25 protein-coding genes are annotated in these 26,387 nt (G+C 55.6%); 10 read left to right on the top strand and 15 right to left on the bottom strand.

Annotated elements, in window-relative coordinates; translation table 11 throughout:
* Positions 1-8 precede the first annotated feature (8 nt).
* Positions 9-1,403 (top strand): NADP-dependent phosphogluconate dehydrogenase, encoded by a 1,395-nt coding sequence (gene gndA, locus K3729_18670; GenBank protein ID UWR01327.1) that lies wholly within the window; start codon positions 9-11, stop codon positions 1,401-1,403.
* 18 nt (positions 1,404-1,421) lie between these two features.
* Here gndA and K3729_18675 read toward each other — a convergent pair whose 3' ends face one another.
* The 8 genes from K3729_18675 to K3729_18710 form a co-directional block, all read right to left on the bottom strand.
* Entirely contained in the window at positions 1,422-2,147 is a 726-nt protein-coding gene (locus K3729_18675) for an SDR family oxidoreductase (protein UWR01328.1), read from the bottom strand.
* The gene (locus K3729_18680; protein ID UWR01329.1) at positions 2,140-3,594 is read right to left on the bottom strand and encodes an aldehyde dehydrogenase family protein; all 1,455 of its coding nucleotides are present in this window, start codon (positions 3,592-3,594) and stop codon (positions 2,140-2,142) included. Before K3729_18680 ends, K3729_18675 begins: the two co-directional genes overlap by 8 nt.
* Before the next feature lie 18 nt (positions 3,595-3,612).
* Positions 3,613-5,058 (bottom strand): TRAP transporter large permease subunit, encoded by a 1,446-nt coding sequence (locus K3729_18685; GenBank protein ID UWR01330.1) that lies wholly within the window; start codon positions 5,056-5,058, stop codon positions 3,613-3,615.
* Positions 5,058-5,846 carry a TRAP transporter small permease subunit gene (locus K3729_18690; protein UWR01331.1) on the bottom strand — a complete coding sequence of 263 codons (789 nt, stop codon included), beginning with the start codon at positions 5,844-5,846 and terminating at the stop codon, positions 5,058-5,060. Before K3729_18690 ends, K3729_18685 begins: the two co-directional genes overlap by 1 nt.
* Positions 5,847-5,928: 82 nt before the next feature.
* Complete coding sequence (locus tag K3729_18695; protein ID UWR01332.1) at positions 5,929-6,972, bottom strand: TRAP transporter substrate-binding protein; 1,044 nt, start codon at positions 6,970-6,972, stop codon at positions 5,929-5,931.
* Between the two features lie 323 nt (positions 6,973-7,295).
* On the bottom strand, positions 7,296-7,952 hold the full coding sequence (locus K3729_18700) for a fumarylacetoacetate hydrolase family protein (protein ID UWR01333.1): 657 nt from the start codon (positions 7,950-7,952) through the stop codon (positions 7,296-7,298).
* A gap of 99 nt (positions 7,953-8,051) precedes the next feature.
* Positions 8,052-9,161, bottom strand: a complete 1,110-nt coding sequence (locus tag K3729_18705) for a ParB/RepB/Spo0J family partition protein (GenBank protein UWR01334.1) — start codon at positions 9,159-9,161, stop codon at positions 8,052-8,054.
* Positions 9,158-10,465 (bottom strand): AAA family ATPase, encoded by a 1,308-nt coding sequence (locus K3729_18710; protein ID UWR01335.1) that lies wholly within the window; start codon positions 10,463-10,465, stop codon positions 9,158-9,160. The genes K3729_18705 and K3729_18710 overlap by 4 nt, the downstream gene beginning before the upstream one ends.
* 493 nt (positions 10,466-10,958) lie before the next feature.
* Here K3729_18710 and K3729_18715 point away from each other — a divergent pair, with 493 nt between their 5' ends.
* The 3 genes from K3729_18715 to K3729_18725 all read left to right on the top strand — a co-directional run bounded on the left by K3729_18715 (position 10,959) and on the right by K3729_18725 (position 12,239).
* A complete protein-coding gene (locus tag K3729_18715) occupies positions 10,959-11,639 on the top strand; it encodes a hypothetical protein (protein ID UWR01336.1) in 681 nt (226 codons plus the stop codon).
* A 70-nt stretch (positions 11,640-11,709) separates the two neighbouring features.
* The gene (locus tag K3729_18720) at positions 11,710-11,940 is read left to right on the top strand and encodes a type II toxin-antitoxin system CcdA family antitoxin (protein ID UWR01337.1); all 231 of its coding nucleotides are present in this window, start codon (positions 11,710-11,712) and stop codon (positions 11,938-11,940) included.
* The gene (locus K3729_18725) at positions 11,940-12,239 is read left to right on the top strand and encodes a CcdB family protein (GenBank protein ID UWR01338.1); all 300 of its coding nucleotides are present in this window, start codon (positions 11,940-11,942) and stop codon (positions 12,237-12,239) included. Before K3729_18720 ends, K3729_18725 begins: the two co-directional genes overlap by 1 nt.
* A 60-nt stretch (positions 12,240-12,299) precedes the next feature.
* On the opposite strand, the gene ugpC is transcribed toward K3729_18725, so the two are convergent.
* The 5 genes from ugpC to K3729_18750 form a co-directional block, all read right to left on the bottom strand.
* Positions 12,300-13,388 (bottom strand): sn-glycerol-3-phosphate ABC transporter ATP-binding protein UgpC, encoded by a 1,089-nt coding sequence (ugpC, locus tag K3729_18730; GenBank protein ID UWR01339.1) that lies wholly within the window; start codon positions 13,386-13,388, stop codon positions 12,300-12,302.
* Positions 13,389-13,400: 12 nt separating this feature from the next.
* Positions 13,401-15,053: an alpha-glucosidase family protein gene (locus K3729_18735; protein ID UWR01340.1), complete on the bottom strand. Its 1,653-nt coding sequence runs from the start codon at positions 15,051-15,053 to the stop codon at positions 13,401-13,403.
* A 24-nt stretch (positions 15,054-15,077) separates the two neighbouring features.
* Positions 15,078-16,229 carry a carbohydrate ABC transporter permease gene (locus tag K3729_18740; protein UWR01341.1) on the bottom strand — a complete coding sequence of 384 codons (1,152 nt, stop codon included), beginning with the start codon at positions 16,227-16,229 and terminating at the stop codon, positions 15,078-15,080.
* A 1-nt stretch (position 16,230) separates the two neighbouring features.
* Positions 16,231-17,469, bottom strand: a complete 1,239-nt coding sequence (locus K3729_18745; protein UWR01342.1) for a sugar ABC transporter permease — start codon at positions 17,467-17,469, stop codon at positions 16,231-16,233.
* 112 nt (positions 17,470-17,581) lie between these two features.
* The gene (locus tag K3729_18750; protein ID UWR01343.1) at positions 17,582-18,844 is read right to left on the bottom strand and encodes an ABC transporter substrate-binding protein; all 1,263 of its coding nucleotides are present in this window, start codon (positions 18,842-18,844) and stop codon (positions 17,582-17,584) included.
* 226 nt (positions 18,845-19,070) lie between these two features.
* Between K3729_18750 and K3729_18755 the strand changes: the two genes are divergently transcribed.
* Together K3729_18755 and K3729_18760 are read left to right on the top strand one after the other, a co-directional pair.
* Entirely contained in the window at positions 19,071-20,099 is a 1,029-nt protein-coding gene (locus tag K3729_18755) for a substrate-binding domain-containing protein (protein ID UWR01344.1), read from the top strand.
* A 100-nt stretch (positions 20,100-20,199) separates the two neighbouring features.
* Positions 20,200-20,772 (top strand): fasciclin domain-containing protein, encoded by a 573-nt coding sequence (locus K3729_18760; GenBank protein UWR01345.1) that lies wholly within the window; start codon positions 20,200-20,202, stop codon positions 20,770-20,772.
* 49 nt (positions 20,773-20,821) lie between these two features.
* Here the strand turns inward: K3729_18760 and K3729_18765 are convergent, their stop codons facing one another.
* Positions 20,822-21,766, bottom strand: coding sequence for an SDR family oxidoreductase (locus K3729_18765; protein UWR01346.1), 945 nt, complete (start codon positions 21,764-21,766; stop codon positions 20,822-20,824).
* A 54-nt stretch (positions 21,767-21,820) separates the two neighbouring features.
* Here K3729_18765 and K3729_18770 point away from each other — a divergent pair, with 54 nt between their 5' ends.
* The 3 genes from K3729_18770 (at position 21,821) to K3729_18780 (ending at position 25,188) form a co-directional block, all read left to right on the top strand.
* On the top strand, positions 21,821-22,558 hold the full coding sequence (locus K3729_18770) for an SDR family oxidoreductase (protein ID UWR01347.1): 738 nt from the start codon (positions 21,821-21,823) through the stop codon (positions 22,556-22,558).
* An 11-nt stretch (positions 22,559-22,569) separates the two neighbouring features.
* Positions 22,570-23,418: a fumarylacetoacetate hydrolase family protein gene (locus K3729_18775; protein UWR01348.1), complete on the top strand. Its 849-nt coding sequence runs from the start codon at positions 22,570-22,572 to the stop codon at positions 23,416-23,418.
* 540 nt (positions 23,419-23,958) lie between these two features.
* A complete protein-coding gene (locus tag K3729_18780; GenBank protein UWR01349.1) occupies positions 23,959-25,188 on the top strand; it encodes a DUF2254 domain-containing protein in 1,230 nt (409 codons plus the stop codon).
* Here K3729_18780 and K3729_18785 read toward each other — a convergent pair.
* The gene (locus K3729_18785) at positions 25,185-25,517 is read right to left on the bottom strand and encodes a hypothetical protein (protein UWR01288.1); all 333 of its coding nucleotides are present in this window, start codon (positions 25,515-25,517) and stop codon (positions 25,185-25,187) included. The genes K3729_18780 and K3729_18785 overlap by 4 nt on opposite strands.
* 87 nt (positions 25,518-25,604) lie before the next feature.
* Between K3729_18785 and K3729_18790 the strand changes: the two genes are divergently transcribed.
* On the top strand, positions 25,605-26,333 hold the full coding sequence (locus K3729_18790) for a Crp/Fnr family transcriptional regulator (protein ID UWR01289.1): 729 nt from the start codon (positions 25,605-25,607) through the stop codon (positions 26,331-26,333).
* Positions 26,334-26,387: the final 54 nt, after the last annotated feature.

The raw sequence follows: 26,387 nt of genomic DNA on the forward strand, positions 1-26,387 counted from the left end.
GTCCCATCATGAGCACCGCAGAAATCGGCCTGATCGGCCTTGGCACAATGGGTGCCGCACTCGCATCGAACATCGCTGACAACGGCTTTGACATCGCGGTTTTTAACCGGACCACATCAGTCACCAATGAATTCCACGCGACCGCAGGCGAACTTGCAGCCAAAATTACGCCAACCGAAACGCTGGAAGACTTCGTTGCGGCGATTGCCAAACCGCGCGCGATCATCCTGATGGTGCCCGCTGGCGATCCGGTCGATCAACAGATCGCGGCCTTGCGTCCCCTTCTTGATGACGACGACCTGATCATCGACGCAGGTAACGCATTATTCCACGACACCAACCGCCGCGCCCGCGAAGCAACGGCACCGTTCCTCGGCATCGGTGTGTCGGGCGGCGAAGAAGGTGCGCGTTTCGGTCCGGCCATCATGGGCGGCGGCAAGCGCGAATATTGGGACCGTGTCGAACACATCCTCAAAGCCATCAGCGCCAAATTCCAAGACGAACCATGCGCGACCTACATGGGCGAAGAGGGCGCAGGCCATTTTGTCAAAGCCGTGCACAACGGCATCGAATACGCCGACATGCAGATGATCGCCGAAGTTTACGGCGTGATGCGCGACGGCATGGGCATGTCTGCTGCGGACATCGGCGCAACATTCGCCCGCTGGAACGAAGGCCCGCTCGCGTCCTATCTGATCGAAATTTCGGGCGAGGTCGCAAAAGCGACTGATCCGGCATCCGGCAAGGCCATGCTCGACATCATCGTTGACGCAGCAGGCCAAAAAGGCACCGGCCGCTGGACCGCAATCGAGGCACAGCACCTCGCCGCACCGATCCCAGCGATCGAAGCTGCCGTTGTCGCCCGCAACCTGTCGTCGCGCATGGACGAACGCGCCGCTGGCGAAGACCTGTTCGGCACTGCCCCGCAGAAAATCGACTCCATCACGCTCGACCAACTCGAACAGGCGCTGATCGCTGGGAAAGTGCTATGCTACGCGCAGGGCTTCACCATGATTGAAGCTGCGTCCGACAGCTACGGCTGGTCCCTGCCCCTGCCCGCGATTGCGCAAAATTGGCGGGCGGGCTGCATCATCCGGTCCGCGATGCTCGACGATATGGCGACGGCCTTGGGCGAAAATCCGGACCGCAACTTGATGTTCGCACCGGTCTTCGCGGACTACCTGAAAGCCAACCACCAAGCCTTGCGCGAAGTCGTCGCCGCAGGTGCATTGGGCGGTGTCGCGATGCCCGCGCTGTCATCCGGCATCACCTATTTCGACGCCATGCGTACCAAGCGCGGCACAGCGAACATGATCCAAGGCCAGCGCGATTATTTCGGGCGTCACGGCTTTGCGAAATTCGGCGTCGACGGCAAAGACCACCACGGCCCTTGGGCTGACTAACCGAATTGCGCGGCGGGCCTAGATACAGCGCCCGCCGTCCACTTCCATGCAAACGCCCGTCACCATGCTCGCCTCGTCCGAACACAGATAACAGGCCGCGTTCCCCATATCTTCAGGCGTCGAAAAGCGACCCATCGGGATCGTCGACAAGAACTTTGCGCGTATCTCCGGCGTGTCGCCACCCATGAACGATTTCAGCAACGGCGTGTCCCCCGCAACAGGGTTGATCGCGTTCACGCGGATGCCTTCGGGGGCGAGCTCTACAGCCATGCCTTTGGTCGCGTTGTTCATCCATCCCTTGCTGGCGTTGTACCAATTCAACCGCGGACGGGGTGACACGCCTGCGGTCGATGCAACGTTCAAAATGCAGCCCGATCCTTGGGTTTTGAACAATGGAACCATGTGTTTTGCGGTCAGGTAAACCGACTTACAATTGACCGCGAATACCTTATCAAAATCATCCTCGGCCACGTCTTCCATCGGCGCAGGCAGATGGGTCGTACCTGCGTTGTTAACCAAGATATCGACCCTACCGAACACCTTTAGTGTCTGTTTAACCATCGCAGCGACGTCATCGTTAACCGCAACATTGGTCTTCACAGCCTCGCCCGCAACACCGTCGATATTCAGATCGGCGATCATAACCTTGGCACCCTCTGCCAAAAACTTCGCGACAATCCCCGCACCAAACCCCGACGCGCCACCAGTCACAATCGCGACCTTGCCGTTCAATCTATCACCCATGATATGCCGCCACCGTCTTTAATGTTGAAAATCCATACAGGGCTTCGAACCCCTTTTCGCGTCCATGTCCCGAAAGGCCCGTGCCTCCAAACGGCAACTCAACCCCGCCCCCTGCCCCGTAGTTATTCAGGAACACCTGACCAGCGCGCAATTGCTTCGCCAGCCGCATCTGACGCGCCCCGTTCTGCGACCAGACAGAGGCGACCAAACCAAAGTCGGTGCCATTCGCAATCGCCACAGCCTCCGCTTCATCCTCAAACGGAATGATCACCTGCACGGGTCCGAAAATCTCGTCCTGCGCCAGCGTATGTCCGGGGTCCACATCAGCAAACAACGTCGGCGTCACATAGGCGCCACCATTTGGCGCGCCGTCAACAATCTCGCCACGTGCGGCGATTTCAAGATCGTGGCCTTTGGCGACAAAACCATCGACGATCTCCTTCTGCCGCATCGACACCAGCGGCCCGACATGATGATCATCCAACGCAGGCCCCGCCCGCAAATCGCGGTACTGCGCGGCCATCTTCATCACGACTTCATCAAAGCGCGAACGATGCGCCAAAATCCGTGAAGACGCCGAACATGTCTGCCCAGCATTCTGAATTCCCGCATTCACCAAGAACGGCAAAGCGGCGTCGACGTCAGCATCGTCAAAAACCAATTGCGGCGATTTCCCGCCCAGTTCCAACGTCACTGGCACCACATGTGCAGCCGCGACTTCTTGGATCAATTTGCCCACGCCAACAGAGCCTGTGAAAGAGATATGGCGCACCCGCGGGTGTTTGGTCAGCGCCGATCCCGACTCTGCGCCCAACCCCGGCACCACATTCAACGCGCCGTCCGGCAGCCCTGCCTGGCGTGCGATTTCGGCAAAGGCGAGTGCGGTCAAACATGCCTCTTCTGCGGGCTTCAAGACGCAGGCGTTGCCCATTGCCAGCGCGGCACCAACGGAACGGCCAATGATCTGCATCGGGTAGTTCCACGGGATGATATGGCCGGTCACACCATGCGGTTCGCGCAGCGTATAGACCGTGTAGCCATCCAGATACGGGATCGTTTCGCCGTGCACCTTGTCAGCAGCACCACCGTAAAACTCCATGTAACGCGCCAACGCCACCACATCAGCACGCGCCTGCGTCAGCGGCTTACCGACATCCATAGACTCTAACGTGGCCAATTCGTCGATGTTCTCGAGCACAAGCCTGCCAATTTTTGCCAGCACCCTGCCCCGTTCCGCAGCAGTCGCCTGCCCCCATTCCCCCGCCAATGCCGCATCAGCGGCACCAACAGCGCGATCAATATCGACGGCATCGCCACGCGCAATTTGGCACAGAACAGACCCATCCGACGGGTTCATCAGATCAAGCGTACCACCACCAAGCGCGTTAACCCACGCCCCCCCGATAAAACACTTGTTAGGGTCTATGTTCAGGGGGCGCAGAGGCATATTGAAAACTCCAGTTAACTAGTTTCCATAAGCCACGGCTGGCAGCCAAGTGACAAGTGCGGGGAATTCAAACACCAAGAACAAGCCGAACAACTGCAACAGCACAAACGGGATCACACCGCGGTAAATATGGCCCAACGTGACACCCGGCGGACAAACGCCTTTCAGGTAAAACAACGCAAAGCCAACAGGCGGGGTCAGGAACGACGTCTGCAACGTCACCGCCACAAGGATCGCGAACCAGACAACTTCTGGGCTGTCGATCACACCATAGCCGTTGATATCCAGACCAAGACCCAAGATCACCGGCAGCATCAACGGCATGATGATCAACGTAATCTCGATCCAGTCTAGCAAGAATCCAAGCGCAAAGATCAGCAGCAAGATAAAGAACACAACGACCTGTGGGTTATCAGACGAGCCAAGGATCATATGTTCGATAATCTCGTCACCGCCGTACAGACGCAGCACGTAGGCAAAGAAGTTCGCGGCGATGAAAATCCCCACGATGTAACCCGCCGTGTTCAACGTCTGCCGCATCACATCCAGAAACGTGCGACCCGTCAGTTTGCGGTTCATAATCGCCAGCAACATTGCCCCCATCGCACCCAGACCGGATGCTTCGGTCGGGGTGGCGAAACCGACAAATATCGACCCTAACACAAGCAAAATCAGCGCAAGTGGCGGCACGACCGATAAGGCCACGTCACCAACCACCTTCATCGTCACGGGTTCACGGTTTTGCGGCAATGGCATGGCGTCAGGCTTCACTAATCCGTAGATGATCAGGAACGTGATATACAAACCGCCTAGCAACAGCCCCGGGAACAGCGCCCCCATGAACAAATCACCCAGCGAAATCGCCAGCTGATCCGACATGATCACCAACATGATCGACGGCGGAATCAAGATTCCTAATGTGCCAGAAGCAGCGATCGTGCCGGTCGCAACTTCCTTCGAATAGCCCTGCGCTGTCATCGTCGGCAGGCCCATCACACCCAGCAAAACAACCGACGCGCCGATGACGCCAGTGGATGCGGCCAGGATGATCCCGATCAACATTACCGACAGGGCAAGCCCGCCGCGCAACGCGCCAAACAGCACCTGCATCGACTGCATCATCCTCTGCGCCACACCGGATTGATCCAGCATCAGCCCCATGAAGATAAACATCGGCAATGCGACCAGAACAGGGTTCTGGATCGTCCCGCCAAAGAACCGACCAGAGTTCGCGAACAGCTTGCGATATTCGATCCGCGTATCATCAAAGGCGATATATTCCCGGATCGCATCGCGGTTCGGATCAAGGATGAAAATTGCGATGATGATGAACACCAATGAGACACCAACAAGGGCAAAAGCCACCGGAATCCCGCGAAACAGCATGACGATGAACACGCCAAACATGGCCAGAACCATCCATTGGTTCAGGTCCAAAAATGATATCAACGATAGCAACTGCATTACACGTCACCTTTCCGGCGCGAGGTCACAAGACCGATGACGATTAAGGCGACGACAATCGCCAATGAGATGTACATCGCATATTCGAAAATCTCGTACTCGCGGGTGATGCGGCGCGCGCGGATTTCATCGTCGGTGAAGAAAATCACCCAGTACAGAATGTAATGAATGAACCGCCATCCCATGAAAACGGCCGTTGGGAACAACCAGATCAACTGTTTGGCAAGACCCGTGTTGCTGAAAACGGCGAGGTTTTTCTTGAATGTGGAATAGCCTGCAAGCCATGCCAGCGCGAACAAAAACGGCAGCGATGTTTTCAGGATATAGAGCCTATGAAGGCCATTCGGGCTGCTTGACCCTTCGCCTGACTCGATAGACGCCCATGCGTAATGGGACATCACGTCAGTCATCAGCGCGATAAACGGCAAGAGAAGCCAGCCGATTGCCGCCGCCTCGATCTTGGCCTTCTTTGTGTCGGAATAATTCTGGTGGAAAATGTCCACGCGCACGTGGCTTGACGTGGTGATCGCATAGCCAAACGCGGCCAACATGGCGACGCCGTAAATCCACCATTGCAAGTCGTCCAACCATGCTTGGTTATGCCCGTTCGCGCGCAACAAAACTTGTGCCACGATTGCAACCATCAACAGCGGGAATGCCCACGCGATGACATTGCCGACGTTGATCACGAACCGGTCGATTTTGGTGTGGCTTTCGCGGTTCACGTCGCCCGGGTCGCTGATCGCGAGAACCTCTTCGACGCTAAGTGGTGTATTCGTGTCTGTCATCTGCTCTTGCTCTCCCCTGCCCGAGACGACGGCGGCACCAATACATGATGCCGCCGCCCTTATTTAGACTCTGAAACGCGGTTTACCGGTCGCGTGGCAGGTAGATGTTTGTGGCCCAGTTTTTGTACCCTTCACGGTACTCTGACAGGTCAGCCCAAACAGTCGCAAAATATTCGTCTTCTGCAGCCAGTTCTTGTGCGATTTCATTCCAGTTGCTTTCGAACAGGTCGAGCATTTCTGGATCCCACTGCTTGACCGTCACGCCGTTGTTTTCAACGTTATCGACCATCGCATCAAAGTTCTTGGCTTCACCTTCCGCAAAGTTAGTGGTGATGTTGGCCAAGCAAGCCACTTCGATCTGGTTTTGTGCTGTTTCGGACATGTCATCCCAAACGTCGATGTTGACCAGCAGTTCGAACAATGTGGATGGCTGGTGCCAGCCAGGGAAATAGTTGTACTGCGCGATCTTATAGAAACCCAAACGGGCATCAATCAGCGGCATGGAGAATTCAGTCGCGTCAATCGCACCGCGTTCCAACGCCGGGAAGATGTCACCACCAGCAAGCAGTGATGTGGAAACTCCCAAACGCTGCATCACTTCCGCACCAAGGCCAAAGAAGCGCATGTTCAGACCTTCAAGGTCAGCCGCGGAATTGATTTCGTTCTTAAACCAACCGGATGTTTCCGGCGCGATGATCCCGCACGGCAGAACCTTCACGTCGTAACCCGCGTTGTCGTACATGCCTTGCCACAGGTCGGCACCGTCGTCGTACAGAATCCAGCCAAGGAATTCGCCCGCTTCTGGGCCGAATGGCACAGCCGCGAACAGCGATGCGGATGTGATCTTACCCTGCCAATAGCCGGATGTTGTATAGGCCGCGTCGACGGACCCGTTGGACACAGCGTCCAGTGCTTCGAGCGTTGGCACCAGCTTGCCCGGATCGAAGTGTTCGAATTGCACTTCGCTTGAGATGCTGTTGATCTTTGAAACAAAGTCGACGCCAGCCGTACCGAGGATTGGCAGGTTCGACCCGAAGGCGGATGTCATTTCGATGGTGTCTTGCGCCTGCACAGCAGACGTCAGCATTGTTGCGCCCAAGGCTGCAACTGTCAGTGTCGTTTTCATTGTTTTCCTCCCTAGGAATGACCGCGAGGCCAAATGGTCATTTTGACTGCACCGATAAGCGACCAAATCATCGGGCTTCACTTTGTTATGCATCAAATTGGTTCGAAAGCTTTACCAAAATCAATACAAAAGTTTTCAGAGAGGTCGTTCCGATCCTTCTCCTCACCGCGCTCCCACACGGTGGACAAAGGCTAGCCCGTTTATTTGCTAGTAATCAAGACATGACAGGTATTTTATGCATACATTAATAAATACGCTATAAAATCCACTGTTTCTAGGCAACTTTTCTAGTGGTTGGACTGAATTCCGCGCGAATCATCCGATTACACCAGCGTCATATCCACCGGTGCCAGCCCATCAACGGCACCATGCAACACGTCACCCACGCCCACAGGTCCAACCCCAGACGGCGTGCCAGTCATGATGATATCGCCCGCCCCAAGGTGATAATAGCCCGACAGATGCGCGATGATTTCGGGCACAGACCACACCATTTCGGACAGCAGCCCCGTCTGTTTACGGACGCCATTCACTTCCAGCATAATAGCCTGATCAGCGATCTCACCGAATGCCTCGGCAGGGGTGATCGCCCCGATCACCGCACCGTTCTCAAGGTCCTTACCAAGATCCCATGGTCGGCGGTTATCTTTGCCGACCTGCTGCAGATCGCGGCGGGTCATATCAAGCCCGCAGGCGTAGCCAAAGACCGCAGCGTCTTCATCAAGAGCCGCGACAAATTCAATCTCGTGATGGAAGTTTTGGGTGCCCTGCGGGTAGGGTAGCGTCCGCCCGCTTTGCGCCAAAGCCGTGGGAGATTTGGTAAAATACCACGGCGCTTCACGGTCGACTTCACCGCCCATTTCGGTGGCGTGAGCGACGTAATTGCGACCCACACAGAAGATGCGACGCACTGGAAAAAGCAGGTCAGTACCGACAATCGGCAGTGTCTGAACAGGTGATGGAGGAAAGATATATGACATCGGAATGACCTTACTACGTCTCTATTATGCGGTTTAGGGCCTATTCTTAGGCACTAACGAAAAAACCTTCCCCGCGGGGAAGGTTTCATATGTTGAAACTCAATCGAGCTTATCAAGCAGCGCCTGCACCGCCATTTCCAGCTTGCGGCGATCAACAGTCGAGAAATCCTTATCCAACCTGATCTCTAACCGCCCTGCCCCAGCGACACATTTGACCTGCCCCTGCGGTCTGCGCATTTGGAACGATGTTTTGGCTTTGACCGCACCTGCTGGCGCGGGCTTCGGTTTCGTGGAACTGCGTGGTTTCGCCGCCTCTTGCCCGCCAGTGAAACGGCGCAACACGTCCAATTCATCCGCGACAGATCGGTTATCCCAATCCTTCAATTCGGCCTGAATCGCGCGCACCGTTCCAGGGACATCTTCAATCTGCTGGGCCACCGCAACGCCAAGCGCACGCGGGATATCCTCCGCAAAACGCAGGTCCTTCCACAATGGTTCGATCAATTTGATAAAGGTCCGGATATAACTGCGCTTCTGATAGCTGGCTGATTGGAACAGCGCAGCGACGGCTTTGTCCGCGTCATGTACTTCGGTATCAGGATCAGCAGCGTAAGAAATCGCAAGCTTCGCCATCTCGGCGAAAGAGATATCTTTGCGCACAAGGTTCTCGTCCACCATGCGGCGATACAATGTCTCTAACGTTTCGCCCTGCGCAAAGATCGCCGCCGGAATGCTGCCGTAAGTGTCCGCATCATTTGTCTCTGCCAACAACGCTTTGTACGCGGCGAGCCTGCGGAACCCTTGAACCAGTTCGAACTTGCCATCGGCGCGCGGTTCTACCCGGATTGGGTTCGACAGCCCGATATCCTTGATCGACGTGACCAGTTCCTTCAGTTCGAAATCATCGCCCGGCGATCTGTCGCGCGTCAGCTTATAGGTTTCGATCTGATCGAGCGGGATCAAATCCGTGATCAACCCAAGCCGCTTCAACCGCACATGTTCATGCGCGAGCTTGTCGTTCTCGGCTCTGATCTGCGCTTCGACTTCCGTCCGATCACGCACACTGTCAGCGTTTTCCGTGATCGCGGCGGCCATAGGACCACGCCTTTTGGTTTCATTATTTGAAACCTTCCCCGCGGGGAAGGTCTGATCATCAGCTATCGGATCGTCAGGCAGGTCGATGTCAAAGACACGGCGTTTCTTGCTCATTGGTCATCCTCCAATTCATCCCACGCGGCCAAAACGTTGTCCTTGAATTCAAGGTAGGCCCGATCGAACGTATCGCGGGCCCGGCGCCAAGTTTCGCGTGTCATATCGCGGTAGTCGATTTCATAGACCGAACTGAGGAAGCGACCGGATTGCTCCACAGCACGCGTCATTTCAATCGGGTGTTCGGCCAAGTGTTCGCCAAAAACCTTTCGGAATGCATCATACATCGCGCGGTGCAAATCGTTGCCAGGTTCATAGCGGGTCATCAGGAATTTGATGTTGGCGAATGACTTCGGCAGCGACGTTTTACCAGCGGGAAGCTTCGCGCCGAAGCCTTCAGTCAGATCGCCCAAGGCTTCGGAAAGCTGGCCAATGAATGACGTAGTGCTGTCGTATTCCCAGTAGCCGGGGCCAGATGGCACATAAAGCATGTCCGCCGCGAAGACTGCGTTCATCGACTGGTAGCCAATCGCCGGCGGGCAATCGAAAACGATGAGATCATAGGCATCGTCCGGTAAGCTATCGAGGTAACGAGACACCGCCGCGAAGAACGTCCATTCAGGATTCAAGTGGCGGTACTGGGCCGACGCAAATTCCACGAAGGCGGCGTTGGCGCAACTGGGGATCACGTCGATGGTGGGCCAAGCAGTCGGTTTGATAAAGTCGGTGACGCGCAGCGTGTCGAGACCCATGTCACGAATGCTGGACGGGATGCGGCGCTGGGGCAGGGCGGTCCCGCTTTCCGCACCTTGCACGGCGTTATTCATCCGGTCAGTTTCACGCACAAGATCGCGGGCCATGATGCCCCAAACGGTGTGATCTTCGGCAACGTCGTTCAGGCCCATCGAATGCGACAACGTGGCTTGCGGATCGAAGTCGACGCAAAGCACGCGGTAACCGTCGAGCGCGGAAGCGTGGGCAAGATGAAGGGCAACGGTCGATTTACCGGCGCCCCCTTTGAAGTTCGCAATCGCCACGCGAAACGCGCGCTTGCCAGCAGGGCGCTTGGGCATCAGCGACTTGCGGTTAATCTTCATCTTGCGCCGCAGTTCGTTGATCTCATCAAGGCTAAACCATCTTTGGCGACCATCAGGTTCCACCTCTCCACCGGGAAGGTCGGGTTCAGCGGCAAGGCGGCCACGGAAGGTAGATTGATTGATCTTGAAGATCAGCTCTGACACCTCCCAGCTGGAGAAACGGCGGAGCGACTTTTCATTCTCGGGCGAGAATGTCTGCTGCCGGATGAAGCTTTGCATCTTCAGGGATTTGGACTGGAGGTTTGCCAGATCTTCGTGGGTAAACATGGTGTCGGCCTTCTTCGGGACGTAAAAAACTGCGTATTCCGTATTTACGCTGAATTTGCACAATTCGTAAAATGGTTTTTACTGAAAACTGCAAAACGTCGAAAAGGGACGAAGCCCCAACGTTTGCTAGCGAATCGGAGCATGGAGAGAATCGGACTCAACGAGTGATCCGCGATACCGCCGCGAAGCCCAAATTGAGGGGACACCCAAGTTAGAGACTGCATCATTGGGGTGACAAAAGACTTCGATAGGGTGACACCCTAGATGTCCCCCATTACCAATATACCTGATTCAAATATAAATATTTGGGTAAGAGTAAGATCGCTTTGCACGTCCTGTGGATAAATCCCTTGACAGAATCGACGCTTCGGACGCAAATACATCCAATCACCGGATCAGCGTTGGCAAACGTCAGGGACCGGTCCAAGGGGACACAAGATCCCACGATATAAGAAACGACCTAACGGCGGTCGCAGAGCAGGAGACACCAATCGTGTTGGTGATGAAACCCGTCGGGCGTGACGCCGCGACGAAGAAATACGATATTCTCTCAGCGATGTTGGCGCATGGATTGCGTCAGGACAAGCATAAGCAGCGATTGATCATGCGGCTAATGGCCCTGATCACGACGCGGTATAATTGGCAGCGCGACGAATTGACGATGGGCCAAGCCGAGATCGCGAAGCTTTGGGACGTTGATACGCGGACTGTGAAACGCGAGATGGCGAAGCTGCGCAGTTTTGGCTGGCTCGTGGAAAAACGCGCAGCGGCGCGGGGCAGGGTGGCGATGCACGGGATCGCGCTTGATCAGATTATGATGGATACGAAACCCGCGTGGGCTGCGATTGGTCCGGATTTCGTGGCGCGTGTTCAGCCCGGGCAGAGCGAAGATCCCGTTGCTGCGAATGTTGTTCCACTGCGTCCTGTTGCGGCACCAGTGAACGACGGCACGTTGTGGGCAGAGGCGCAGTCTGTGTTCCATGCACAAGACGAGGCTGGATTTGCTGCGTGGGTCGAGAAGCTGACGGTCGTCGGATATGAGGCAGGTCAGTTGACTGTGATGGCCCCATCGCGGTTCCACGCTACGTACGTCGCGACGAATCTATCGGCACGATTGCTGGTTATTTTGCGCCGAATTGATCCGAGTGTCGCGAAGATCGTTGTTCAACATTAGTCTCTAACAAGGCTGTATCGTCGTCATGCGCATGATTGACGCGCATAGCTCATGTTTGGTATTATGCCTTATGAATATTCAAACACGTAAACCCACAAACCTGTCGCTGGACCGTTCATTACTGGACGAAGCCCGTGCATTGGACGTGAACCTGTCGCGTGCTGCGGAGGAGGGCCTGCGCGCCGCTGTGGCTGCTGCAAAGGGCGCACAGTGGCTGGCCGAGAACCAAGCGGCCATCGCGGGCAGCAATGCCTATGTCGAGGCGCAGGGCCTGCCGTTAGATAAGTTCCGCCAGTTCTAGTGGCGCGGTTTGATGTGTATGAGGTCAGCGGCGTCGCTGGCTATGTCGTTGATGTGCAAGCGGATCTACTGGACGCGCTGAACACGCGGATCACTGTGCCGCTGATGCCAATCGACGACGCACCGCCGCCTGCACGGCGGCTGAACCCTGTTTTTGATATTGGCGGTGCTCAACATGTGTTGGTCACGCAATATATGGCCGCTGTTCCACGGGCTGCGTTGAAAGCATGTGTGGGCGACCTGCGCGACGAGGCCGCACAGATAACCGATGCTGTGGATTTCTTGATGCAAGGATTCTAGGGGGCCAGCCCCCTGACCCCCGGGATTTAGAAAACCCCAAAGAAACCGAGGTCCGGTGCCCTAGCGATAGTAGAGCGATTTGCCGTTATGGAAGATTTGCACCTTTTTCGGGTCTGCATTGAACTGCAGCGTGTTGCCGCGCGTATCGGTGTGGATGCCCGGTAGTTTCGCTATAACCGACGCTTCTTCACCCACCGCATCGAAGTAGAGCAGGGTGACTTCGCCCAAGGCTTCGGAAAACTTCACGGTGCCGGTGTAAAGCGGGTCGCTGTCGGTGATGACCATGTCCTCGGGGCGGACGCCGACGTTGACCTGCAGGCCCTTGTCCGCCGCTTGTGTCGGCACGGCAGAGCGTGCTGTGCCGCCTCCGTCGAGCGCGACGGTGGTGATATCTCCAGTTTCGACGATTTTGCCGGGGAGGAGGTTCATGGACGGTGACCCGATGAACTGCGCCACAAATTCGTTTTCTGGCCGTTCATAAAGTTCGAGCGGCGTGCCGACCTGCGCGATGCCCTTGTTTGCCAGCACAACGATGCGGGTGGCCAGCGTCATCGCCTCGACCTGATCGTGGGTCACGTAGATCATAGTGCTGTCGGGCATGGATTCCTTGAGCTGCGCGATCTCGATCCGTGTCGCGACGCGCAGGCCGGCATCGAGATTGGAAAGCGGTTCGTCGAACAGGTAGACCTTTGGGTCGCGCACAATGGACCGCCCGATTGCAACACGTTGCCGTTGTCCACCCGACAGCGCCTTTGGCAAACGGTCGAGATAGTCGCCGAGCTGTAGGATCTTAGCGGCCTTATCGATAGCGGCGTCAATTTCCGCTTGCGGTTTCTTGGCCAGTTTCAACGCAAACGCCATGTTATCGCGCACGGTCATGTGCGGGTAGAGCGCGTAGGATTGGAACACCATCGCGATGCCGCGTTGGGCGGGGGGTACGTTGTTCACGACTTCGCCGTCGATTTCCAATGTGCCGCCCGTAATGCTTTCCAAGCCCGCAATCATCCGCAATAGGGTCGATTTTCCGCAACCTGACGGCCCAACAAAGACGATGAGTTCACCCTTTTTGATGTCCAGATCGATGTGGTTCAGCACATTAACCGCGCCGCCGTAGGTCTTTTCAACATCCGTGAGTTTGAGATCAGCCATTGCGGTGTTTCCTTATGAAGTACGTAGTGCCAGGCAAGGTTGCCAAGGGCCAAGCGTGACGGTTTTGCCGGAGACATCGGCGCTGTGCAGGTCTTGCCCGATCTGTGCCCAATTGCCTGCGGGCAAGGTGATCGTGGCGGGACCATCAGAGAGGTTGAAGGCGCAGAAGATCGTTTCGCCATCATGTTCGCGGGTGAAATGCAGCACGTCGCCCGTGTTGGTCAGGTTGTCATGCGTGCCGGACGCGAGGGCAGGGTGGGCGTGGCGCAGGGCAATCGCCGATTTGTAGTGGTGCAGCATCGCGTCGGGATCGTCGGTTTGGGTGGCAACGTTGTTCTGAAGATGGGCGTCGGACACAGGCAACCAAGGTGTGGCTTCAGAAAAGCCGCCGTTTTGGTTGCTGTTTTCCCAGACCATAGGGGTCCGGCATCCGTCGCGGCCTTTGAATTCGGGCCAGAATTCGATGCCGTAGGGGTCTTGCAGGTCTTCGAATGCGACGTCCGCTTCGGTCAGACCCAGTTCTTCGCCTTGGTAGATGCAGACTGATCCGCGCAGGCACATGATCAGGGTCGCCATGGTCCGCGTTGCTGCGTCTGATAGGTTCCAGCGTGAAACGTGGCGGACAACGTCGTGGTTTGAGAATGCCCAGCAGGCCCAGCCGTCTGCGGCGACGTCGTCGACCTTTTGCAGGACTTCGACGATGCGGGCGGCGGTGGGTTGGTTGGCCGCGAGGAATTCGAACGCGTAGCACATCTGCATAAGATCATCGCCGGCGGTATATTCGCCCATGATTTCCAGCCCGCGTTGCGCGTCGCCGACTTCGCCGACGGCCGCTGCGCCGTATTTATCCATGACTGCCCGTAGTTTGCGCAGGAAGGCGAAGTTTTCGGGGCGGTTCTTGGAATACAGGTGTTCTTGGTGGTTATAGGGGTTCACGGACGGCGCGATGGTCGAATTTCGTTTGTCCGCTGGCAGGGCAGGGTTATCGCGCAGTTGGTCGTCGTGGACGTAGAAGTTGATCGTATCGAGCCGGAAACCGTCGACGCCGCGTTCTAGCCAGAAATGCGCCACGTCAAGCAATGCGTCTTGGACCGCTGGCGTGTGGAAGTTCAAATCAGGCTGCGATGTTAGGAAATTGTGGAGGTAATATTGTTCGCGCCGCGCGTCCCATTGCCATGCCGAGCCGCCAAAGATCGACAGCCAGTTATTTGGCGGCGTGCCGTCCGGCTTCGGATCGGACCAGACGTACCAGTCGTGGCGGTTGTTGTCGCGGCTGATGCGGGATTCTTCGAACCATGCGTGTTTGTCGGATGTGTGAGACAACACGAGGTCGATCATCACCTTCAAGCCGAGGTTATGCGCCGTTTCGATCATGTAATCGAAGTCAGCGAGCGTGCCGAACATCGGGTCCACGTCGCAATAATCGCTGACGTCATAGCCAAAATCGGCCATCGGAGATTTGAAGAACGGCGAAATCCAGATCGCGTCCGCGCCCAAGTTTGCGATGTGCGGCAGGCGGTTGGCGATGCCTTTTAGGTCGCCCGTGCCTGTGCCGTTGCTGTCTTGAAAGCTGCGCGGATAGATTTGGTAAATGACCGCGCCGCGCCACCAATCTGGGTCTTTGGTAAAGGAATTTGTCACGGTCAGTTTTTCCATTTTCGTCATAGTTAGTCTCTGAAATTCGGGGTCTTACTTCACGGAACCGGCGAGCAGGCCGCGTACCAAGAAGCGTTGCATTGAGAAGAAGACAACCAGCGGGACAGCGATCGACACGAAGGCAGCAGTCGCAAGGATTTCCCAGTTGCCGCCGCGTGTGCCAAGCAGTTCAACGATCTGGTTGGTCATAACAGTTGTTTCGCCTGTCGCGTCGATCAGGAACACCTTAGCCACGAGCAGGTCATTCCATGTCCACAGGAACTGGAAGATGCCGAAAGAGGCGAGTGCAGGGAAGGACAGCGGCAACACGATCTTTGTGAAAATCTGGAAATCGGTTGCGCCGTCCACTTTGGCGTTTTCGATAATGTCACGCGGCAGGCCGATCATGTAGTTGCGAAGCAAATAGATCGCGAGCGGAAGCCCAAAGCCGGTATGCGCCATCCAAACCCCCAGATATCCTTTGCCGATCCCGATGTTCAGGTGCAGTTTCAAAAGGGGAATGAGGGCGAGTTGTAGTGGCACCACGAGCAGGCCCACGACAATGGCGATCAGCAGCGCGCGACCCGGAAAATCCATCCACGCCAATGCGTAAGCCGCAAAGGCCGCGATCATGATCGGGATGATGGTTGCGGGGATCGTCACGGTGAAGGTGTTAAAGAACGCCTTTGCCATGCCGTCGGTGCTGCTGCCCGAGAAAAGGACTTGGGCGTAGTTGCCGAGCGTGAATTTGGGTGGTGCTTTGGCCGTCGCAAAGACACGTTGCGCACGGCCCGAGATTTGGTCGTCGTTGCCGGACCAGACGTAGTCGCCGTTGGCTTGCAAAGTGAAGCTTTCGCCGTCGCCAAGGTCTGCGGTTTCACCTGCTTTATTCACGTCGATAGCGCGGGATGATGTTCCCCAGACAGAGATCACAGCTTCGCCTTCGCCGTCGAATAGATTGCCTTCGACGACATAGAGATCACCGCGCTGTTCGCGGAAATCGTCGGGGTCTGCGGCGCGAATGACGACGTTTTGGACGGATGGGAACATGGCGTTCCACCAGCCTGAGCCAGAGATTTGGTCCGCTGTCCGGAAGGATGAAACCAGAAGCCCGACGGTTGGGAACAACCACAACGCGACAAGCAGCGCAGTTGAGATGTGAACCGCCCAAGTGAGGGATGATTTGGTGCCTGCGATGGATGACATCCTAGCGTTCCTTCATTTCTTTACGGGCGTTGTAAACGTTCCAGATCAGGATCGGGGACACGAGCAACATGATGATGATTGCGGATGCGGAGCCGACACCCCAGTCATTTGCGCGGAACAGCTTGTCGAACATGTAGTTCGCTAGAACCTGCGTTTCCCACTGCCCGTTTGTCATGGCGTAGACGATGTCGAACACCTTGAGCACGACAAGCGTGATGGTGGTCCAGACTACAACGATGGTGCCCATGATCTGCGGGACTTTGATCTTGAAAAAGACCTCGAACGGGTTTGCGCCATCGACGATTGCGGCCTCGACTGTTTCTTCGGGCACGCCGCGCAGGGCCGCCGACAGGATGACCATGGCAAAGCCAGTTTGGATCCAGATCAACACGACCATCAGGAAGAACGAATTCCAGAAGGGGATGGTCAGCCATGTTTGCGGTTCGCCATATGTGAGCGTCGTGGTGAACAGCGCAATGATCGAGAGGAATGATTTGACGACAAGGTATGCGCCGATCAACGCGCCTGCGATGCGCAGGACTTTGAAGATGCTGTTCTCTTGGATGTGCTGGTTTTTCAGCGGTGAAAGCACTGCTTTGATCGCGTAGGCCACGAGTGCTGCAAAGCCGAGCAGGATGAACGCTGGGAAGATTTTCAGCATCAAGATGGACCCGAGGCCGCCGTCGAATTTCAGCCAGATCGCGTTGAGGATACCGATCTGTTCCTGATCCACAGGGCGGGTGTCATAGACCAGTTTGAAGATCACGGACGCGCCGACAAAGGAAATCGCCATGGGCATAAAGATCAGCGACTTGGCGATGTTCCCCCAGCGGATACGGTCGGTCAGCTGGGCGGCGAGCAGGCCAAATGCGGTGGACGCGGCGGGCACGATGATCAGCCACAGCATGTTGTTGCGCATGGCTTCCCAAAACTTGGCGTCGCCGAACATTTTGTTGTAGTTATCGAGGCCCACAAAGGCCCCGTCAGCGGCACGGGAGGTGAGAGACAGCCGCAGCGTCTCGATCACGGGATATCCAAGGTAGAGGCCAAGCGCGAACATGGCCGGAAAAAGGAACAGCCAAGGGCGGATCATGTTGGCGCGGTTGATGTTGCGGCCCTGATCACCGGCTTTTTGCGGAAAGATGACCTTGTCGAGGATCATGTTCGATCCGATGAAATACAACAGACAGCCACCCACACCGAGGATCACCGTCGTCAAACCGAGGAGGGCAGGATGCATTGCAAAACCTTTCGAGGGACTGCGAATTTTCTAGAAAATCTGGATGATTTTTCGTGAAAAATCGGGGTGCGCTGGCCGATAGGGACCGGCCAGCGCGTGAGTGGTGATCGTCTTACTCAGGCCAAGAGGACTGAATGCCAGCTGCGACTTCGGCTGCGTCTTTGCCGCCAGCGTAGTCAACCATGCCTGTCCAGAAAGACCCTGCACCAACAGCGCCCGGCATCAGGTCAGAGCCGTCAAAGCGGAATGTTGTCGCGTTTAGCAGAACTTCGTTCAACGCACGGGATGTGTCGTCTTGGAATTTCGCTGGATCGACGTCCTTGTGTGGTGTCAGGAAGCCGCCGTAACCCATCCACACTTCGTGTGCTGCTGGATCACGCAGGAATTCGATGAGTTCCTGTGCGCCGTCTGATGGGTTTGTGATGGCAAACAATGTGCCCGCGCCCAAAACTGGCTTGCCAAGATCGGCTGCTTCATATGCTGGGAAGTAGAAGAAGTCTGCATCTTCGCCAACAACTGTGCCTTCAGGGAAGAACGCAGGAATGAAGGACGCCTGACGGTGCATGTAGCACTGTGGTGGGCTGTCAAACAGGCCTTTGGGGCTGTCGCGGAAGTCTGTGGATGCAACTGCACCCGCCCCACCGGCCACATAGTCGTCGTTCAGTGCAAACTGACCGAAGGCTTCGATTGCGCCAACAACTTCTGGTGCGTCGAATGGCAGTTCATTGGAAACCCATTGGTCGTAGATTGCTGGCGGCTGTGTGCGCAGCATCATGTCTTCGACCCAGTCAGTCGCAGGCCACCCTGTCGCAGCACCTGATCCCAAACCGATACACCAAGGTGTGCCGCCGTCTGCGACGATCTGGTCAGAAAGCGCGATCAGCTCTTCCATGGACTGTGGGATTTCATAGCCAGCGTCTTCGAAGTTCTCTGGTGAATACCAAACGAGGGACTTCAGATCGACGCGGAAGAACATGCCGTACAGCTGATCTTCGCCGTTTTCGTCAGCATATGTGCCCAGATCAACCCAAGACTGACCAGCTGCATAGTTGTCGCGAATCCAGTCGGCAGAGCCGTCTTTCAGTGGTGTCAGGAACCCACGGGACGCCATGTCTGCCGCAAGGCCCGGCTGCGGGAAAATGGAAATGTTTGGCGCGGAACCTGCTTCGGCGTCGATCAGAACCTGCTGTTCGAAGCTGTCAGAGCCGACGTAGGACACTTCGTGGCCTGTGCGTTCTTCAAAGATGTCAAAGATTTCTTCAACGATTTCGGCTTCCGGGCTGAGCCACGTGCCGAAAACAGTGATTTGTTCAGCGGAAGCGGCAGATGCTGTCAAAGCAACAAGCGCGGTTCCTGCATAAAGTGCGGATTTCATTCATCTCTCCCTTGTGAACGTTTGGTTGTTCAATTGCTACATCTCCCAATGTGGCTAACCAAAGCGTTTTGAATGCCGCTAAAAGGTGCGATTCCGGTGGGTATGTCAATAGATTTTTTCAAGTATACATGGGTCATACTTTGGCTATCTGATCAAAAAATGCGTTGACCCCTGTGTTTTTATTGCCCAGTGTCGAGCGATGATTGAAAGCGCTTTGGTGAAATAGATGAACCTGAAAGAACTCTCTGGACGGCTAGGGTTGTCGCCCACGACGGTCAGTCGCGCTTTAGGTGGCTATCCCGAGGTGAGCGCAGAAACCCGTCAACGCGTGTCCGATGCTGCGGTGAAATTCAATTACCAGCCCAACAAACGGGCCCGCGCGTTGGCCACTGGCCGGTCGTTCAATATCGGCCATGTGCTGTCGTCATCGAACAAGGATCAGTTGGTAAACCCGATCTTCGGGGACTTCGTTGCGGGCGTGACAGAGACAAGCGGCGCGTTGGGCTACAGCCTGTCGTTGACCGTTACGGACGCAGATCAGGAAGCATCGTTGTTCCGACGTTTGCAATCCGAGGGCGCGGTTGATGGTATCGTGTTGCAGGCCCCGCTGATGAACGATGACCGGATCGCGTTGCTGCGCGAAATCGGGATGCCGTTTGTGGTGCATGGTCGCGCGACGGATGTGACCACGCCTTACGCTTGGGTCGATGTGAACAACAAACGTGCGTTTGAACGGGCGGGTCAGTTCCTGTTGGATTTGGGCCACGAACGGATTGGTCTGGTTAACGGCGACGAAACGATGGATTTTGCGTTCCGACGCCGCGCTGGTTTTGAAGCTGCATTGACGGCGCGCGACCTGACCCCGAACCCGACCTATATGACCAGCGGCGAGATGACCGAAGCAAACGGGTATGACGCGGTGCGGGCCATGCTGGCGTTGCCAACCCCGCCGACCGCGTTCCTGATGTCGTCCGTGATTTCCGCGATTGGTGCGCGCCGCGCTGTGCAAGAGGCCGGACTGACGCTGGGCCGCGAGGTGTCGCTGATCGCCTACGACGATGATTTGTCCTACCTCAGCAATCGCCAAACCGTACCGATCTTTACCGCAGTCCGGTCGTCCGTGCGCGAAGCAGGCCGCCAGATCGCCCGTATTCTGGTGGATCAAATTGGCGATCCCGACAGCCCGCCGCAGCATAAATTGCTGGAAGCAGAGCTGGTCGTCGGAACGTCGACGGGGCCTGTTTTTAGAGGCTAAGATGCGCGGTTTTGCAAATTAGTTGTGTAAAATCTGAACCTTTTGTCGGGTTTGCCGTTCTTCATCTAATCGCCCTGCGGGGCACATTTGGAGATTTGATATGATGAACGCTGTAAAGACGACCTTTGCTGCACTGACTGTGACTGCATTCGCTGGAACGGCTTCCGCCGACGCGGATTTGAATGTTGTCGAAAATGCCGCCGGTTCCCCGGTTTTCACAACATTGGTCGCCGCAGCTGATGCCGCTGGTCTGGTTGATTACCTGTCCACGCCGGAGTACCGCTTTACGATTTTCGCACCAACAGATGCGGCTTTTGCGGCCCTGCCGGAAGGCACCGTTGAACGTTTGTTGATGCCGGAAAACCAAGACGAATTGCGGTCTTTGGTATCTGCACACGTTGTGCCCGCGCTGATTGACTTCAGCACAGGTGAGGTTGCCGAAGATGTGGGCGCCCCAGAAGGTTACACAACCGGTACCGTGTTTGTTGATGATGCGATCATGCAGGTGGACACGTTGGAAGGCGCTGATCTGTTGATTGATATGCGGTCAGACATGCCGATGATTTCAACCGATATTGGCACGATTGAAGACGCCATTCTTTTGGGCGACGTGATTGAAGCATCAAACGGGATCATCCACACGATTGATACTGTTCTGACGCCAGCCAACTAAGAACACGAACATAACGAAATTGAGGGTCGCGCGTTTGCGCGGCCCTTCGTCATTTTTGGGGCATGTCTTCGGCAATGTAGGTTTTGATGATGTCGGCAAAGCTGGTTTCGGCTTTGAACCCTAGCTCTTTCGCGCGATATGGTGCGAAGTTGCGCGGCCAACCTGCGACGATTTTGGCGACGTCCGGATCGTGGACGTGCTTGATAAGGTCAACGGCGTCCTGTCCTGCGATGTCGCGCAATGCTTCGATTTGTTCAGCCACTGTGCAGCTGATCCCAGGTAAATTCAGCGCGCGTCGCCCGTTGAGTTTTGTCGTATCCAGTTGGCTTGCGTGGATCAGGAATCCTGCCGCCGCACGAGGTGACGCGAACCAGTGGCGCGTACTGTCGTCGACGGGCAGTATTGCCTCTTGTCCGTTCAGGGGTTCCCTGATGATCCCCGAAAAGAACGATGACGCAGCAAGGTTTGGTTTGCCGGGGCGCACGCAGATCGTGGGTAGTCGCAGCGAAATGCCGTCGACAAACCCTTTACGGGAATAGTCTTGGAGTAGGACTTCGCACGCCAGTTTTTGTGCCCCGTAGCTGGTTTGCGGGGATTGCAGATAGTCGTCTGTGATCACGTCGGGGTAGGGGCCGCCGAACACTGCGATTGAGGATGTGAAGACAATCCGTGGGCAGTGGTCTGCGGTGCGCAGCCCTTCGAGCAGGTTCATCATCGCGTGCAGATTTATGGTCCAGCCTTTGGTGAATTGCTGTTCCGCTTCGCCCGAGACGATAGACGCGAGATGGTAAATCGTGTCGTATTTTTCCCGCGCGATCGCAGCCATTGTTGCGGGGTCGGACACGTCACCTGTCTGCTGTTTGCAGGCCACGCCGTTAGGCGGAAACGCGATGTCGTGCAGTGTGATGTCTGCGTTTGGATCTTCCGCCAAGAGTTGACCCGCCAGTTTTTGGCCGATCATGCCGCCCCCACCGAGGATAAAAATGCGTGTCATGGTATTCACTCTTTTTTGTCAGCGTGTAGGGTTGATCCCAACTGGGAGGACATCATGGGTAGACTAACGGGCAAGCGCGCGCTTGTCACCGCTGCAGGGCAGGGGATTGGCCGCGCGTCTGCGCTGGCTATGGCCGCAGAAGGCGCAACTGTTTTCGCAACCGATATAAACGAGGCAGCGTTGGCTGGCATGGACGGTGTCGAGACGTTTGTGATGGACGTCTGCGATCCGGCAAGCATCAAAGACGGTGTTGCGACAGCGAAGCCTGATGTCTTGTTCAACTGCGCGGGCTTTGTGCATCATGGGACAGTTCTGGATGCGACGGACGAAGAATGGGACTTTGCCTTTGACCTGAATGTCCGGTCGATGATGCGGATGATGCAGGCTGTTCTGCCGGGCATGTTGGAAAACGGTAAAGGGTCGATTGTGAATATGTCGTCGGCCTTGTCATCTATCATTGGCGCCCCGAACCGGTTCATTTACGGCACGACCAAAGCGGCTGTGATCGGCATGACCAAATCGGTGGCTGTCGATTACATCAAGCAGGGGATCAGGTGTAACTGCATCTGCCCCGGCACGGTTGAAAGCCCAAGCTGGCACGAACGGGTCAAAGCGTTGGGCGAAGAAATGGGCAGCTATGATGCAGCACTAGAGGCATTTGTGTCGCGCCAGCCGATGGGTCGCGTTGCGACTGCCGAAGAAATTGCGGCGCTGGTCGTCTATCTGGCCAGCGACGAAAGCGGATTTATAACGGGACAGCCGCACGTTATTGACGGCGGTTGGTCCGGCTAAGGGAGAGAACGATGAAATTACTACGTTATGGTCCTGCGGGTTCAGAAAAGCCTGGAATGTTGGACAGCGACGGTGGCCTGCGTGATTTGTCAGGCGTGATTGACGACATTAATGGGGCGACATTGTCGGACGAAAGCCTTGCGAAATTGCGCGACATTGATCCGGCAAGTTTGCCTGCTGTGGACGGGGATCCGCGTCTGGGGGCCTGTGTTGGTGACATTGGTAAATTCTGCTGCATCGGTTTGAACTATTCCGATCACGCGGCTGAAACCGGTGCGGATATTCCGACGCATCCGATCCTGTTCATGAAGGCGAATTCCGCGATCGTTGGTCCGAATGATGACGTGATAATCCCGCGCGGGTCCACCCATTCCGATTGGGAAGTCGAGCTGGGCGTCGTGATTGGTAAGATGGCCAAATACGTGACCAAGGAAAACGCGCTGGATTATGTTGCGGGGTATTGCGTCGTGAACGACGTGTCCGAACGGCACTTTCAAACGCAACTAAGCGGGGCTTGGACAAAAGGTAAAAGCTGCGACACCTTTGGGCCGACCGGTCCTTGGCTGGTGACGCGTGATGAAATTGAAGATCCGCAGAACCTTGCCATGTCGTTGGATGTGAACGGTAAGCGGATGCAGACCGGAAACACTTCGACGATGATCTTTACGGTTGCCGACATTATCGAACACCTGAGCGGTCTGTTCACGCTGCATCCCGGTGACGTGATTTCCACGGGCACACCTCCGGGTGTTGGTATGGGGATCAAACCAGAGCCAGTATATCTGAAAAACGGTGATGTCATGGATTTGACCATCGAAGGATTAGGTGCGCAGCGCCAGAACGTGGGCCAAGACGCTTAATATCAAAATGGAGTGGCGGGATGACGTTCCTGCCGCGCCATTTCATTGCAAATTGCGATGCCATCTGTCGGCTAGCCGACACGAAAAAGCCACTAATTTCATCGGGTTTTGTTTGTTGCGGACAATTTGTGCATTTGTGGTTGTCGTGCTGTTGACGATAGGTCAGACGAAACGCATCAATAGTTAAATTGTGTTAAATACTACCTGCGCGCTGAATATTTCTTTCGTGCGCAATTTTGAAAATGTGATCGTCCATTGCGGGCAACAAGCCGTTTCACGCGGCTTTTAAGATCAACTTATGTGTTGTTGGGAATACATTTGATGAGATTTTTTCTTCGGGCGCTTTGCGCATGCGGATTTCATAAATGGCGTGAAAGCACGTCGCAGCCTGGGCAGGTTTGCCATACTTGTGGACGTCGCAAGAGCGCGAGCTTGTTTTAGCGCAACCCATTGATCGTAAGATGAGCGGTGCTAGGTCGTGTACAGTAATGTGACGCGATGAAGGTGCTTTGCCTGTTCGCAAGCCGAATAGGGGCGACCATGAGTAAGCGCGCAATCGTTAAGAATTTGTTTTTGCAGACCAGATCAAGCTACTGGTTTGTGCCGACCGTGCTTGTCCTATTGGCTGTCGTCGCATCACAGATATCGCTGCTGATCGACCTTAACCGCGATTCCATTTTCTACATCTGGCCGGAGGCATGGGAGACTACGGAGGTGGACGGCGCCCGATCCACGGCGTCGGTGATTGCCCAATCTGTGCTGGGTGTCGCTGGCGTGATGTTTTCGGTGACGATTGTGGCTGTGTCATTTGCGTCGGGCAATTTTGGTCCGCGTCTGATTGGTAACTTTATGAAGGATCGTGGCACCCAATGGAGCCTTGGCATTCTGTTCGGCACCTTCGTGTTCGCCTTGATGGTTTTGCGTGCCATTCACAGCGGGGATGGTGCCGATGATCCTGCCTTTGAAGCTTTCGTGCCGCATCTATCATTAGGGCTTTCGATGCTTTTGATGGGTGTGTCGATCATCACCGTGATTTATTACGTCCACCACATCCCAGAAACGATCAACGTTTCGAATATCTCTGCCGGATTGGGCAAACGTCTGCGGGCCGCCATTGAAACGGCCATTGATGAACGCCCCGAAAGAGGCACGTCCGACGATGTTGTCCGTCCGGAGGGTGATCCGACGCAGTCTTTGCGGATATCAAGCAGCGGCTATATCCAGAATTATGACCGCGAACAGTTGACTGAACTGGCGGATAAACATGATCTGCACGTTCACATCCTCCATGGGGTGGGTGGTTTTGTGGGTCCGTCCACCGCGGTGATGGATGTCTGGTCTGAAAAAGACCTTTCAGAAGAATTGAGCGAAACGCTGTGCGGGTGCTTTGTTGTGGGTTCGACCCTGACGGAGGACCAGAACCTGTTGTTCATCGTGCAGCAGCTGGTTGAAATGACCGCCCGCGCTTTGTCGCCGGGCGTGAACGATCCTTACACGGCGATCAATTGCCTGAACTGGTTGTATGCAGCACAATCGACCGCGTCGCTTTATAACGGCGGTTTTCGGGAAAGCCCGATTACGCGCGTTTGGTCGGAAGATGTGACCTTTGATCAGATTTTTTCGCGGGGGTTTGGGCAGTGCTATGCTTACGTCAAGACCGACGATTTGACGTCCGCACATTTGGCGACACTGCTTGATCGGCTTATTGCCGAGATCGAAGATCCTGAAGACATCGCTACTGTCCGCGATTTTGCGCGCAAAATGGATTAAGCTGTCAGGCCCAAAGTCTGGAGAGCATCAAAGACCGTCGTATTCGTAAACGGTTTTTCGAGGCAGAAATAGGTTTCGGTCAGATACAGAAAATCATCGGTTGCCCCGACATATAGATGTGGAACGGCGCGGCCCGGTTGCACGCTTGCCAGCGCGAGACTGCCGGCCTTGTCGGTCACGATATACGCCGCATTCAGGGCCGCGACGCCTGCTTCTTCGATTGATTGCGGCAGGACGATCGCCGTTGGATGCAACACAGACGTCAGCATTTCAGACAGGTCAAGTGACATGATCGGGTCGGCTACATAGATGACGCCGTGACTTTGCATGAAACAAATTCCCTGTTGGTCAGTTCATCACATAGCAATCCGTCCCGACGAGACGCATTAAACTGTGACATAGCAAAGGGCATATCCATGACAACTAAATGTGAAGTGTGCCCTCTGAGAGGGCGCGATGCGTTCGCACCACTGACAAAAGACGCCGTCCGCGCCATGCAGCGTTTCAAGGTTGGCGAAATGACCGTCGATGCTGGAACGCCGTTAATGTTGGAGGGATCAAACAGCCCGCAGTTATACACCGCATTGCGGGGTATGGGCCTGCGATCCAAGACATTGCAGAATGGCCGTCGTCAGGTGGTGAACCTTGTGTTTCCCGGCGATTTTCTAGGACTGCAGGCCGCCCTGATGGGCGAAATGGGGCATTCGATTGAAGCCACAACGAAGATGACCCTGTGCGTTTTTGATCGCACCGAAATGTGGTCGTTCTTTCGGCAGGACCCAGAACGGGCTTTCGCGCTGACATGGCTCGCGGCGGTTGATGAACATTTTCTCGGTGAAACCATCACCACATTGGGCCAACGCGATGCCCTGCAATCAATCGCTTGGGCGCTGGTCAAAATCCACCGTCGTGGCAAATCGCTTGGGATGGTCGCCGATAATGCGATGACGTTTCCATATAAGCAGCAGGATCTTGCAGACACCTTGGGGTTGTCTTTGGTTCACACCAACAAGACGCTGACCAAGCTGCGTGAAATGCAATGTGCTGTCTGGTCTGATGGCGTGTTGCAGGTGAACGATCTGGATAAACTGAGTGACATCGGAATGGTTGACCCTGAACCCGCTGTCCAACGTCCGATTATGTAAAACGCGCCACGCTTTGTGCCACGAAAAAGGGGCCGGATCATACGATCCAGCCCC

It is taken from the genome of Rhodobacteraceae bacterium S2214, from assembly GCA_025141675.1.
Classification (GTDB): Bacteria; Pseudomonadota; Alphaproteobacteria; order Rhodobacterales; family Rhodobacteraceae; genus Yoonia.